Annotated in this window: 12 protein-coding genes; 5 read left to right on the top strand and 7 right to left on the bottom strand. The window is 73.3% G+C overall.

The window, feature by feature from the left end:
* Positions 1-126 precede the first annotated feature (126 nt).
* A complete protein-coding gene (locus tag H299_RS0124695) occupies positions 127-1,557 on the top strand; it encodes a cysteine desulfurase/sulfurtransferase TusA family protein (protein ID WP_027750595.1) in 1,431 nt (476 codons plus the stop codon).
* A gap of 67 nt (positions 1,558-1,624) precedes the next feature.
* Here H299_RS0124695 and H299_RS0124700 read toward each other — a convergent pair whose 3' ends face one another.
* Positions 1,625-2,599 (bottom strand): carbohydrate kinase family protein, encoded by a 975-nt coding sequence (locus H299_RS0124700; protein WP_027750596.1) that lies wholly within the window; start codon positions 2,597-2,599, stop codon positions 1,625-1,627.
* 138 nt (positions 2,600-2,737) lie between these two features.
* Here H299_RS0124700 and H299_RS0124705 point away from each other — a divergent pair, with 138 nt between their 5' ends.
* Both H299_RS0124705 and H299_RS0124710 read left to right on the top strand, forming a co-directional pair.
* Complete coding sequence (locus tag H299_RS0124705) at positions 2,738-2,950, top strand: hypothetical protein (protein WP_051262808.1); 213 nt, start codon at positions 2,738-2,740, stop codon at positions 2,948-2,950.
* 150 nt (positions 2,951-3,100) lie between these two features.
* Positions 3,101-4,519 carry a hypothetical protein gene (locus H299_RS0124710; RefSeq protein WP_027750598.1) on the top strand — a complete coding sequence of 473 codons (1,419 nt, stop codon included), beginning with the start codon at positions 3,101-3,103 and terminating at the stop codon, positions 4,517-4,519.
* A 140-nt stretch (positions 4,520-4,659) separates the two neighbouring features.
* Here the strand turns inward: H299_RS0124710 and H299_RS0124715 are convergent, their stop codons facing one another.
* Positions 4,660-5,013, bottom strand: a complete 354-nt coding sequence (locus tag H299_RS0124715) for an iron-sulfur cluster assembly accessory protein (protein ID WP_027750599.1) — start codon at positions 5,011-5,013, stop codon at positions 4,660-4,662.
* 270 nt (positions 5,014-5,283) lie between these two features.
* Between H299_RS0124715 and nadA the strand changes: the two genes are divergently transcribed.
* Positions 5,284-6,474, top strand: a complete 1,191-nt coding sequence (gene nadA, locus H299_RS0124720) for a quinolinate synthase NadA (RefSeq protein WP_078513079.1) — start codon at positions 5,284-5,286, stop codon at positions 6,472-6,474.
* An 86-nt stretch (positions 6,475-6,560) separates the two neighbouring features.
* Here nadA and H299_RS0124725 read toward each other — a convergent pair whose 3' ends face one another.
* Together H299_RS0124725 and H299_RS36080 are read right to left on the bottom strand one after the other, a co-directional pair.
* The gene (locus H299_RS0124725; protein WP_199782500.1) at positions 6,561-7,370 is read right to left on the bottom strand and encodes an SDR family oxidoreductase; all 810 of its coding nucleotides are present in this window, start codon (positions 7,368-7,370) and stop codon (positions 6,561-6,563) included.
* Positions 7,367-8,437, bottom strand: coding sequence for a ketoacyl-ACP synthase III (locus H299_RS36080; RefSeq protein ID WP_051262809.1), 1,071 nt, complete (start codon positions 8,435-8,437; stop codon positions 7,367-7,369). The genes H299_RS0124725 and H299_RS36080 overlap by 4 nt, the downstream gene beginning before the upstream one ends.
* Positions 8,438-8,582: 145 nt before the next feature.
* Between H299_RS36080 and H299_RS0124735 the strand changes: the two genes are divergently transcribed.
* Positions 8,583-9,344 (top strand): SDR family NAD(P)-dependent oxidoreductase, encoded by a 762-nt coding sequence (locus tag H299_RS0124735; RefSeq protein WP_027750602.1) that lies wholly within the window; start codon positions 8,583-8,585, stop codon positions 9,342-9,344.
* A 47-nt stretch (positions 9,345-9,391) separates the two neighbouring features.
* Here H299_RS0124735 and H299_RS0124740 read toward each other — a convergent pair whose 3' ends face one another.
* From H299_RS0124740 to H299_RS36085, 3 genes are all read right to left on the bottom strand, one after another.
* Positions 9,392-10,600 (bottom strand): cytochrome P450, encoded by a 1,209-nt coding sequence (locus H299_RS0124740; protein ID WP_027750603.1) that lies wholly within the window; start codon positions 10,598-10,600, stop codon positions 9,392-9,394.
* Between the two features lie 72 nt (positions 10,601-10,672).
* Positions 10,673-11,698 (bottom strand): phthiocerol/phthiodiolone dimycocerosyl transferase family protein, encoded by a 1,026-nt coding sequence (locus tag H299_RS0124745; RefSeq protein ID WP_027750604.1) that lies wholly within the window; start codon positions 11,696-11,698, stop codon positions 10,673-10,675.
* Positions 11,699-12,077: 379 nt separating this feature from the next.
* A complete protein-coding gene (locus tag H299_RS36085) occupies positions 12,078-12,590 on the bottom strand; it encodes a response regulator transcription factor (RefSeq protein ID WP_158692383.1) in 513 nt (170 codons plus the stop codon).
* Positions 12,591-12,810: the final 220 nt, after the last annotated feature.

Consider the following 12,810-nt stretch of genomic DNA (forward strand, 5'->3'; position numbering starts at 1 on the left):
CACACCCCGAAGGGGTGGAATCGCCGGGTACGCGGGTGCCGCTGACGCGCCGTTGGGCGCGTCGCGCGAGGCTGCGGCGGCGGGAGCCGCGTCCCGCGCCGGGGCGGGGCGGGTTAGCGTGCGTGCGTGCCCTACTTCGACGCCGCCTCCTCCGCCCCGCTGCATCCCGTCGCCCGGCAGGCGCTGCTCGCCGCGCTGGAGGAGGGGTGGGCCGATCCGGCCCGGCTGCACCGGGAGGGGCGCCGGGCGCGGATGCTGCTGGACGCCGCGCGCGAGAGCGCCGCGGAGTCGGTCGGCTGCCGTCCCGACGAGCTGGCCTTCACCAGCTCGGGCACCCGTGCCCTGCACACCGGCATCGCGGGCGCGCTGGCCGGACGGCGGCGGGTCGGCCGCCGGCTGGTGGTCTCCGCCGTGGAGCACTCCGCCGTCCTCCACACGGCCGAGGCGCACGAGGCCGCCGGCGGCACCGTGGCCCGGGTCGCGGTGGACCGTACGGGCCGGGTCGCGGCGGAGGAGTACGCGCGGGCACTGGGCGAGGACACCGCGCTGGCGTGCCTCCAGAGCGCGAACCACGAGGTGGGCACCGAGCAGCCCGTCGCCGAGGTGGCCGAGGCGTGCCGCGCGGCGGGCGTGCCGCTGCTGGTGGACGCCGCGCAGTCGCTGGGCCGTGCCGAGGTGGCACCGGGCTGGTCGCTGCTGGCGGGCAGCGCGCACAAGTGGGGCGGGCCCGGCGGGGTGGGGCTGCTGGCGGTCCGCAAGGGCGTCCGGTTCGCGGTGCCGCGCCCGGTGGACGAGCGGGAGGCGGGGCGGGCGCCCGGCTTCGAGAACATCCCGGCCGTCGTGGCGGCGGCGGCCTCGCTGCGGGCGGTACGCGCCGAGGCCGCCGCCGAGGACGTACGGCTGCGCGCGCTGGTGGACCGCATCCGCTGCCGGGTGCCGGAGCTGGTGCCGGACACGGAGGTCGTCGGCGACCCCGTGCGCAGGCTGCCCCAACTGGTCACTTTCTCCTGCCTCTACGCCGACGGCGAGGCCCTGCTGCACGCGCTGGACCGGGCGGGCTTCTCGGTCTCCTCCGGCTCCTCCTGCACCTCCAGCACCCTCACGCCCAGCCATGTGCTGGAGGCGATGGGGGTGCTCTCGGAGGGCAACGTACGGGTGTCGCTGCCCGCGGGGACGGAGTCGGCGGAGGTCGACCGCTTCCTCGCCGTGCTGCCGGAGGCGGTGCGGTCGGTTCGGGCGCAGCTCGACGCGCCCGGCGCCGGGGCGGCGGGGACGGGGGCGGGCACGGCGGAGGACTCCGTGGAGACGGCCCGGGGACCGGTGCAGACGGCTGGCGGGCCGGCGGCGGGGCTGACCGTCGACGCGCTGGGCAAGCGGTGCCCGCTGCCCGTGATCGAGCTGGCGAAGGTGATCTCGGAGGTGCCCGTCGGCGGGGTCGTGACCGTGCTGGCCGACGACGAGGCGGCCCGGCTGGACATCCCCGCCTGGTGCGGGATGCGGGACCACGCGTATCTGGGCGTGACCGGGACCGCCTACCGGGTGCGCCGCCGCCACTGAGCCGGGCTGCCGGGGCGCGGGCGGCCGGGCCGCGTGTGCCGGAGCACACGGGCCCGGAGCCGGCAGGTCAGGCCAGGTAGCCGCGCACCTCGGTGGCCGCGGCCTCGCCGTACGCCTTGGTGAAGCGCTCCATGAAGCTCTCGCGGCCCAGCTCGTACTCCTGCGTGCCCACGGTCTCGATCACCAGCGTGGCCAGCATGCAGCCGACCTGCGCCGCCCGCTCCAGGCCCACGCCCCAGGCCAGGCCGGTGAGGAAGCCCGCACGGAAGGCGTCGCCGACGCCCGTGGGGTCGGCCTTGGTCCGCTCCTCCGCACAGCCGACCAGGATGGGCTCCTCGCCCTTGCGGTCGATGCGCACGCCGTCGGCGCCGAGTGTCGTGACGCGGGTGCCGACCCGGCCGAGGATCTCGTCGTCGGACCAGCCGGTCTTGGACTCGATGAGCCCCTTCTCGTACTCGTTCGAGAAGAGGTAGGTCGCGCCGTCCAGCAGCCCGCGGATGTCGTCGCCGTCCATCCGGGCGATCTGCTGGGAGAAGTCCGCCGCGAAGGGGATGCCGCGCGCACGGCACTCCTCGGTGTGGCGGGTCATCGCCTCGGGGTCGTCCGCCCCGATGCTGACCAGGTCGAGCGCGCCGACCCGTTCGGCGACCGCGTGCAGCTCGATCAGCCGGGCCTCGCTCATCGCGCCGGTGTAGAACGAGCCGATCTGGTTGTGGTCGGCGTCGGTGGTGCAGACGAAGCGGGCGGTGTGGGCGGTCTCGGAGATCCGGACCGACTCGGTGTCCACCCCGTGGCGGTCCAGCCAGGCGCGGTAGTCGTCGAAGTCCTCACCGGCCGCGCCGACCAGGATCGGCCGCGCGCCGAGCTGGCCCATCCCGAAACAGATGTTGGCGCCGACGCCGCCGCGGCGGACGTCGAGCTGGTCGACGAGGAAGGAGAGGGAGACGGTGTGCAGCTGCTCGGCGACCAGCATGTCGGCGAAGCGGCCGGGAAACGTCATCAGATGGTCGGTGGCGATGGAGCCGGTGACTGCGATACGCACGACGAGATCTACTCCTGGTGGAGAAGAAGGAAGGCGGGCCCGACCAAGCTACCCGGTCCCGGGCGCCAACCGAACACGGCATAACTACCAGATAGTAGGGCCTTCCCGGCACAGCGTGACCTGCGTAGCGTCAGGTGCATGAAGAATCGTGCCCGCACCCCCGGGCTCCCGCTGTCCGAGCCCGAGTCCCTGGCCCAGCTGCGCGGCGACTGCGCGCGGATGGCCCCGCGCTGGACGTCCGCCCCCTCCCCCGCCCCCGCCGGGGCTCCCGCCGGGTCCGGTCCGCACGGCGTGCGGGTCCCGCCGCGCTCCGCCCGCCTGCTGGACGGCATGTCGGAGTACGGCGACTGAGGGCCCCGGCGGTGCCGGCGCGGCGCGTCAGGTCACACGCCCTCGTCCCGGTCCGGCGCGGAGGGAACCGCCCGCGCCTCGGCCCCGTCCCACGGACGACCCCGCCAGGGTCATGATCCGAGCGACGAGCGGAGCCGAAGGAGCGATGCCGTGAGCACCGAAGAGACCCCCGAGCGACCCCCGCGGCGCCGGCTGACCGTCATCTCGGTGGCGGCGGCCGTGCTGGTGGCCGGCGGCGGTGCCGCCTACTGGGCGTCAGGCACCGCCGACGACGGTGCGCCCGCGGCCGACGGCACCGCCGCCGAGCCCCCGCCGCTGGCCCTGGACGGCGTCGGGGCGCAGGAGTCCGGCGACGGCGCCGACGTCGGCACGGGCAGCCGCTCGGACATCGCGCCGGGCGAGCCCGACCCGAGGGGCGGGGCGTACCGCGCCGAGGGACCGCTGCCCAAGGGCCCCGAGGCCGCGTCCGTCTACCGTCCGGGGGACGGGGTGACGAAGGCGGAGGTGGCGGCCGTCGCCGAGGCGCTGGGCATGGACGGGCGCCCCGAGCGCAAGGGCGGCCGGTGGACGGTGGCGGACGGCAAGGACGGCTCCGGCCCGTCGCTGAGCGTCGGGGACGCCCAGCAGGCGGGCAGCTGGAACTTCTCGCGGTACGCGCCGGGCGGGACCCCGGGCAAGCCGCCGGGCGCGGCGCCGGGCGAGGACGGCGCCGCCGGCCCCGTCTCGGCGGCGCGGGCCGAGGCGGCGGTCCGTCCGGTGCTGAAGGCGATGAAGCTCCAGGGCGCGCGTCTGGACGCCTCCTCGGTGAACGGCGCGCTGCGCGTGGTCAGCGTCGAACCCCGGCTGGACGGGCGTCCCGTGCACGACTGGGCCGTCAATTTCACGGTGGGTTCCGACGGACAGCTGGTACGCGGCCAGGGTCGCCTGGGCAAGCTGACCGAGGGCGCCGAGTATCCGGTGCTGACGGCCGCGAAGACGCTCAAGGAGCTGAACAAGCACCGCGGCGGCGCCTCGGTGAGCGCGCGCTGCGCCACGCCGGAGCCCGCGGAGCGGGACACGGCGCCCTGCGGTCCGGGACCGGCCGGACCGGCGCGCACGGCCGCGGTGCAGGACGCGGAGTTCGGGCTGGCCACCGAGTTCTCCAAGGGCAGGCCCGTCCTCGTACCCTCCTGGATCTTCTCGGTGGAGCAGCCGGGCGGCGGCAGTTACGAGGTGGCGCACCCGGCGGTCGATCCCGCGTACCTGGTGGCCGCGGGCGGCGGCCGGGACGAGGACTCCCCCGGCACGCCGCCGGACCCGGACGACGGGCGTCAGGCGGTCAGCTCGTACCGCGCCGAGGGCCGCACGCTGACCGTGACCTTCTGGGGCGGGGTCTGCGACGACTACCGGGGCACGGCGAAGGCGACGAAGGAGAAGGTGACGGTGTCCGTCGAGCCGCGTGAGCCGCGCAAGGACGAACCCTGCATCGCCATCGCGAAGAAGCAGAGCGTCAAGGTGCGGCTGGACGAGGCGCTCGGCGACCGCGAGGTGGTGGACGCCCGCAACGGCGAGCAGCTGCCGCGCCGCTAGACCGCGTCGGACACCTGCCGCCGTCCGCCCGCGGGGCGGGGTCTCCCCCGGTCTCCAGGGCCAAGACGGCGCCAGGGGCGGCGGACCGGAACCGGTCCGCCGCCCCTGGCGTGCTCAGGCTGCCGTACAGCCCGTGGCGCTCAGCTGAAGGAGTCGCCGCAGGCGCAGGAGCCCGTGGCGTTCGGATTGTCGATGGTGAAGCCCTGCTTCTCGATGGTGTCGACGAAGTCGATGGAGGCGCCGCCCAGGTACGGGGCGCTCATCCGGTCGGTGACGACCTTGACGCCGTCGAAGTCCTTCACGACATCGCCGTCGAGGGAACGCTCGTCGAAGAAGAGCTGGTAGCGCAGCCCGGAACAGCCACCGGGCTGGACGGCCACGCGGAGCGCCAGATCGTCACGACCCTCCTGCTCGAGCAGGCTCTTGACCTTTCCCGCAGCGGTGTCGGACAGGATGATGCCCTCGCTCACAGCGGTCTCGTCCGAAACGGACATCTGCTTCTCTCCCGGGTTGTACGGACTGCTCTGCCACCGGCTGCAACCAGCGGCAGCCCGGATTCATTCCAGGTCTGACAGGTCATTTCTCGTGCTTCTCATGCTCGCACACCCGGCGATGATCGGTCACTCGCCCGGCACTCCCGCCCTCGCCCGGGGAATGCGTCACATCGACGCGATGGCCATCGTCAACGTGACGCAAAGGAGCTATCATAGATAACGTCAAAGAGACGATAACTCTCGTGTTCTGGAACAGAAAGGGTGCGTGACGTGACCACCGCCCAACCCCTGGACGTCACCCCGACTCCGCTCGCCCTGCTGCTGCTGGGCCGTGCGGCGGACCCGAAGAGCGAGCGCGGCGTGGAGTGCCCCGGCGACCTGCCCGCACCCTCCGATCCGGATCTGGTGGCGCGCGCCCGCGCGGCCAAGGCGAAGCTCGGGGACAAGGTCTTCGTCCTCGGCCACCACTACCAGCGCGACGAGGTCATCGAGTTCGCGGACGTCACGGGCGACTCCTTCAAGCTGGCCCGGGACGCCGCGGCCCGCCCGGAGGCGGAGTACATCGTCTTCTGCGGCGTGCACTTCATGGCCGAGTCGGCCGACATCCTCACCTCGGGCAGGCAGCAGGTGGTCCTGCCCGACCTCGCCGCGGGCTGCTCGATGGCGGACATGGCCAGCGCGGAGCAGGTCGCCGAGTGCTGGGACGTGCTCACCGAGGCCGGGATAGCCAACGTCACCGTCCCCGTCTCGTACATGAACTCCTCCGCCGACATCAAGGCGTTCACCGGCCGCCACGGCGGCACGATCTGCACCTCCTCCAACGCCGAGCGGGCCCTGCGGTGGGCCTTCGCCCAGGGCGAGGGCGCCGCGCAGAAGGTGCTCTTCCTCCCCGACCAGCACCTCGGACGCAACACGGCCGTACGCGACCTGGGCCTGTCGCCCGAGGACTGCGTCGTCTACAACCCGCACAAGCCGGGCGGCGGGCTCACCCCCGCGCAACTGCGCGACGCCCGGATGATCCTGTGGCGCGGCCACTGCTCGGTGCACGGCCGCTTCTCGCTCGACTCGGTCGCCGAGGTGCGCGAGCGGGTGCCCGGGGTCAACGTGCTGGTCCACCCCGAGTGCAAGCAGGAGGTCGTGGAGGCCGCCGACTACGTCGGGTCGACCGAGTACATCATCGACACACTGGAGGCCGCGCCCGCCGGGTCGAAGTGGGCGATCGGCACGGAGTTGAACCTCGTACGGCGGCTCGCCGAGCGCTACGCCGCGCAGGACAAGGAGGTCGTCTTCCTGGACCGGACGGTCTGCTTCTGCTCGACGATGAACCGGATCGACCTCCCCCACCTCGTCTGGGCGCTGGAGTCGCTGGCCGAGGGTCGGGTGGTCAACCGGATCGAGGTCGACGCCGACACCGAGAAGTACGCGAAGGTCGCCCTGGAGCAGATGCTCGCCCTGCCCTGATCCGGCCGCGGCTCTCGGCACGGCTCTCCGGCACGGCTGTCCCGGGCCGCAGAGCCGTGCCCGGGACAGCCGCCCCCTTCGGTAGCTCAGTAGGGGCCGCCGGACAGGGGCGGTGTGACGCTGAGCCCGCCGTCGACGACGAGGTTCTGGCCGGTGATGTACTCGGCGGCCGGAGAGAGCAGGAAGGCCACCGCGTCCGCGACCTCCTCCGGTGTTCCCGGGCGGCGCTTGGGGATGTGCGCGACCACGGCCTCCGGCTCCGCGCCCAGGGCGCGCAGGTAGTGGGCGAGCGAGGCGGTCTCGATCATCCCGCCGGTCACGGCGTTGACGTTGATCCCGGCGGGGGCCAGCTCACAGGCGAAGTACCGGACCCACGCCTCCAGGGCGGCCTTCTCCGCGCCGATGGCGGCGTAGCCCGGGAATGCGCGGACGGCGGCGAGCGAGGACAGCGCGACGATCCGGCCGCCGCCGTCCATCAGCCCGGCGGCATGCTGAGCCGCCAGGACGAAGGACTGCGAGTTCATCGCGTGGGACCGCTGGAGATGGCGCTGCTCCAGTTCGCCGACCGTCTTGGCGGGGCCCGCCGCGGCGTTGGCCACGAAGAAGTCCAGGCGCCCGTAGACCTGCCGCACGGTGTCGAAGAGCACGCGCATCTGCCCCGGGTCCTCCACATCGGCCCGGCATACGAGACCGTGCCCCCCGGCCTGCTCGATCTCGGCCAGCGTGCGCGCCGCCGCGTCGGCGTCGCGCTTGTAGTTGACCACCACGTGGGTACCCCGCGCGGCCAGGGTGCGGGCCACTGCCCGTCCGATGCCGCGCGACGAACCGGTGACGACCGCCACGGCCGCGGGCGGCGGCGTCCGCTGCGGCGGCGTCTGCGGCATGGGCGCGGTCACGGCGCCTGCTCCCCGTACGCCGTCGCGGCCCGTACGGGCACCACCGGTCCGAAGTCGCGGGGGCCGCACCAGCGGACGACGGTCCCCCCGTAGCTCATCCCGGAGCCGAAGGCCAGCAGCAGCACCTGGTCGCCGGGCCGCAGCCGCCCGGTGTCCACGGCCTCGACCAGCGCCAGGATCACGCTCGACCCGCTGGTGTTGCCCAGGCGGTCCGCCACCACGACCGTCTTGTCCCGCGGCTGGCCGAGCACGTCCATCAGCCGCAGCAGCAGCGCCGGGTTGGCCTGGTGGGAGATGATCAGGTCGACGTCCTCCAGGGTGGTGTCCGCCGCCTTGGCCACCTGCCGGACGAACTCGGGGATCACCTCCAGCGCGAAGTCCCGTACCCCCCTGCCCTCCATGCGCATGTAGTTGGCGCCGCTGAAGCGGTTCGGCGCGCCGCCGTCGGGCGGGAGGCGCTCGGTGTGGGCCGTGTAGTAGAGGTCGGGGCGGGTGCGCAGCAGCGTGGGGCTCAGCGCGGGTCCGGTCGCGCACGCCTCCAGCAGGTAGCAGCCCGCGCCGTCGCCGAAGAGGGCGTGCGCCGTACGGTCGCCGGGGTCCAGGGCCTGGGCCACGGTGTCGGCGATGACGACGGCGACCCGCCGGTACTCGCCGGAGGCGATGTACTTGGCGCCGACGTCCAGCGCGAAGACCCCGCCCGCGCAGCCGCCCGCGTTGACGTCGAAGCCCGGGATGCCGTGCAGTTCGGCCTTGCGGAGGATCGCGGCGGCCGTGGCCGGCAGCATGTGGTCAGGGGTGCCGGTGCAGCAGATCAGCAGGTCGATGCTCTCGGGGTGCACGCCCGCGCGCGTACAGGCGTCGCGCAGGGCGAGCACCGCCAGGTCCGACGTCCACTGGTCCGCCGCGGCCACCCGGCGGGTCCGCATGCCCAGCTTCTCGCGAATCCACGCTTCGCTGGTGTCGAACCGGGCCTCGAGGTCCGCGTTGGATATCTCGGTGGGGGGTACGAAGCGCCCCACCGCACGTATACCGGCAGTCGGCCCTGGCGAGTTGGCGCGGTCACGCACTGCTTCCCTCCCATCTGGAAAACCCAAACAATTGCCACGGAGTGGGATAAAAGGCAGAATCAGCAGCGCTGCGCGGCCCGTTCCCCGGCCGCGTTCCCCCTCCGCCCCTTGCTCCCCCGTCTCCCGCTGCTCCCGGAAGGCCCTCATGCCCCACTCCCCGCCCGTCGCCCTGGTGACCGGAGGCACGTCCGGGCTCGGGCTCGCGACAGCCGGCATGCTGCTCTCCGCGGGCACCGTGCCGATCCTGCTGGGGCGTTCGAAGGAGCGCGGGCTGGCCGCGGTGGAGCACCTGGGAGGTGACGCCGTCTTCGTCCGGGGCGATGTCGCCGACGCACTCGACGTCACCCGCGCCCTGGACGCCGCGGCGCGGCACGGCGAGCTGCGTGTGGTCGTCAACTGCGCGGGGACGGCGCACGCGGCCCGGGTGGTGGGCCGCGGCGGACCGCACGCGCTGGAGGACTTCGTGGCGGTCGTCACCTCCCACCTCGTCGGCACGTTCAACGTCGTACGCCTCGCGGCGGAGCGCATGTCCGCCCTCGAACCGGTCGCGGAGGAGCGCGGGGTCATCGTCAACACCGCGTCCATCGCCGCCTTCGACGGCCAGGTGGGCCAGGCCGCCTACGCCGCCGCCAAGGCGGGCGTGGCCGGCATGACGCTGCCCTTGGCCCGCGACCTGGCGGGGCTGCGGATACGCGTGGTGACTGTGGCACCGGGGCTGTTCGACACCCCGGCCGCCGAAGGGCTCCCCGCCGGCACCCGCGCGGCGCTGGCCGCCCAGATCCCGCATCCGCGCCGGTGGGGCCGCCCGGAGGAGTTCGCCGAGCTGGTCGGCCAGATCATCAGCAACCGGATGCTCAACGGCGAGACCATCCGGCTGGACGGCGCCCTGCGCATGCCGGCCCGCTGAGGCGCGTACGTCCCGGCCCGCTGAAGCGGTCGCCGGACGGCCGCACCTCACCACGCGACCGGCAGCGACTCGACGCCGTACACGATGGCCCCGTCGCGCATCGGCACCTGCGCCGCGGGCACGGCGAGCCGCAGGCCGGGCAGCCGCTCCAGCAGCGTGCCGTACCCGGTGCGCATCTCGCTGCGGGCGAGCTGCTGCGCCACGCACTGGTGGACGCCGAACCCGAAGGCCAGGCCGCCGCTGGGCGGGCGGGTGATGTCGAAGGTGTCGGGGTCGGTGAAGCGGGCGGGGTCGCGGTTGGCCGCGGGCAGCGACACGGTCACCGTCTGGCCCTTGCGCACGACCTCGCCGCCCATCTCCACGTCCTCCAGCGCACCCCGGGAGATGCCGAACTGGATGACGGTGAGGTAGCGCAGCAGTTCCTCCACGGCGCCGTCCAGCAGTGCGGGGTCCGCCCGCAGGGCGGCCAGCTGCGCCGGGTGCGTCAGCAGGGTGTAGACGCCCAGCGAGAGCATGTTGGCCGTGGTCTCGTGCCCGGCGGTGAAGAGCTGGAACGCGACGCTGGTGAGTTCCTCCGCGCTCAGCTCGGCGCTCTCGACGAGTCCGCCCAGCAGATCGTCGGCGGGCTCGCGCTGCTTGCGGGCGACCACGTCCGCGAGGAACTCGAAGATGATCCGGTAGCACTCCTTGACCTCGTCAGCCGTGGAGTCGATGCGCAGCATCTTCTCGGACACCGGCTGGATGTGCTCCCACCGGTCGTACGGGATGCCCAGCAGTTCGCAGATCACCCGGGACGGCAGGGCGAGGGCGAAGGAGGTGACCAGGTCCGCGGAGCCGGAGGGGTGCTCCGCCAGCATCCGGTCGATCAGCTCGTGGGCCGTCCCGGCGATCTTCGGTTCGAGCTGCCGCATTCTGCGTACGCTCAACTCGCCGGTCAGCAGCCGCCGGTACTTGGTGTGGTCGGGCGGGTCCATGCCGACGAACATCCCGGGCACGTCCTCCTCCGGCGGCTGGCCGTCGCCCAGCACCTCGTGCACGGCGGAGTGCCGCAGCTCCGGCCGGGAGCTGAACCGGGAGTCGGACAGCACCTTCCGGGCCAGCTCGTGGCTCGTCACGAGCCAGCCCAGGTGGCCGTCGGCGTAGCTCAGCGGTGACACGGGGCAGCGCTTGCGCAGCTCGGCGAGGGGGGTGGGCGGGTCCAGTACGTTCTGCCGCTCGGTCGGAATCCTGGGCGGCCGGGAATCGGGATCGGGCATAGGTCCTCCTGAGACGTCCTGGGAGCGGGCGGGGTGCGGCACCGGGCGCGCGGGGGTGGTGGAAGAGAGGGCTCAGCTACCGGCGGGCGCGGTGGCCGGGGCGCCCAGCAGGTGGCGCATGCGCTCGGTGAGCGCGGCGCGCGCCTCCCCGCCGAGGTGGCCGGCCGGCGAGGTGATCTCGACGCTCAGCCTGCCGCCGTAGCTGGTGACGACGAAGAGCAGCAGGCCCGTCATGGTCGTCGTGGTGAATCCGCGGAAGTCCGTGACGCGGACCCCGTCCGGCGCGGTGAACGCGGGTACGGGTCCCAGGTTGGTGACCACCAGGTCGACCGCGGTGGGTTCGGCCGCGGTGAACTGCTGTGCTTCGAGGATGGCGCGCTCCGCCTCGCCGTCCGAGACCGCGGAGTCCAGCCGGGCCTTGATCCGGCGTCCGACGGCCCGCGGGTCCCCGCCGCCGGGGACCTGGACGGTGGCCTCGACCCCGCTCACGAAGTTGGTCGACTCCGCCACCGTCACCGGTGGCCGGACGCGGTCCCGGAGGTCGACCGGACAGCCGCACACCATCTCCCGGGGCTCGTCGCCGGCGTCGCGTACGTCGCGCAGGGCGACGGTGGCCGCACCGCAGAGGTAGGCGTGTACCGAGAGCCGCTCGCCTCGCAGCCGGCCGATCAGCTCCGCCGTGCTCCGTTCGTCGAGCCGGACGCGGTCCGCCGCCACTTCCAGCTGGCCGGGCGATGGGGCTGCGGCCAGCGCGGCCCGCAGAGCGGCCCGGTCCACCTGCTCGCCCGGGGCGGAGGCGCCCGGGGTGCCGGGGCCGCGCCGGGTGCGCAGCAGCTCCTCCGCGGGCGCGGGGAGCGGCGGGTCGGCGGGCACGTGCGGCGCCTCTCCCCTGGTGAGGGCCGTGTGGTAGCGGAGCAGCTGTTCGAGCAGCGTGATGCCGCCACGGCCGTCGATCATGCTGTGGTGCAGCACCAGGATGAGGTGTCCGCCGCGCTCCGCTGCGCGGACGAGCACCAGGCGGCACAGCTCGCGGCTGGAGTCCAGCGGACGGCCCATCTCCTCCAGGTAGACCTGTTCGCCGCCCTCGCGGACCGTCACCTCCGCGTACGGCCCGGCCGGGACAAAGAAAACGAAGCCTTCCCTTTCACGGTGGAGCCGACCCCGCAATAGTGGGTTACTCACGCAAAGCAAATTAAACGATTCGGCCAGAATGTCCGTATCGATGTACCCCTCATAGGCGACGGAGTACGAGCCCGACCAGTTGACAAATGCGTGGTACGCCTCGCTCGGCTCCAGATAACGCTGTCGCGGCATGTGCACTCTTTCGACCGAGGAGAACTGCGAGTCCGGGGAGATTATCCCCGGGGCGCCGGGCTGTCTTCCGCCCGAAGTTGAGGCACACCTGGACGAAAGACCAGGCGGGAGCGGTGCGGTCTCGCACCGGCCACCGGCCGGCGGCCGGCGGCCGGCGCACGGCTCAGGAGACCGAGAGCGTCCCGGACGAGGCGATCAGCTGCGCCCGGCTGCGCAGGCCGGCCTTGGCCAGCACGTTGGACACGTGGAACTTGACGGTCTTCTCGCTGAGTGACAGCGCGTCCGCGATGGCCTTGTTCGAGAGCCCCTGGCAGAGCACCTGGACGACCTCCCGCTCCCGCTCGGTGAGCTGCGCGGACAGGGGCAGGTCGAACCGCTCCCGATGCCCGCGCCGGCGGACGGCCTCCAGCAGGGCCCCCGTCAGTGCGTGCGAGGCGAACCCCTCGCCGGTGGCCGCGGCGTGCACCGCGGACGGCAGGTCGGCCTGGGGCGCGTCGCGGTGGACGAGGCACGTCACGTTGGCCCGGACGAGCGCCGAGAGCGCCTCGGGCGTGGCCTCCGCCACGCCGTAGACGACGGTGGCGGGCAGCCGGCCGCGGCGGAACCGGGCGATCCCGCCGAGCAGGTGGGCGAACGCGACGTCCAGCAGCACGACATCGACCGGGAACTCGGACATCCGGCACAGCACACCGGCCTCATCCGAGACGTCAGCTATGACCGCTATACGGGGATCGCGGCCGAGAATTACCTGTAGTCCGAGCCTGGCATGCGGGTTTCCGTCACAGACGATGACGCTGACCGGCATCGCATCCGAAATTAAAGCCATGACTGCCCCTTCGCGCTGCCCGTCCGACGGCCGGCAGAATGCGGTGCGGCCCGGCCTCGCGGCCCGGCTT

The organism is Streptomyces sp. CNH287 (genome assembly GCF_000424825.1).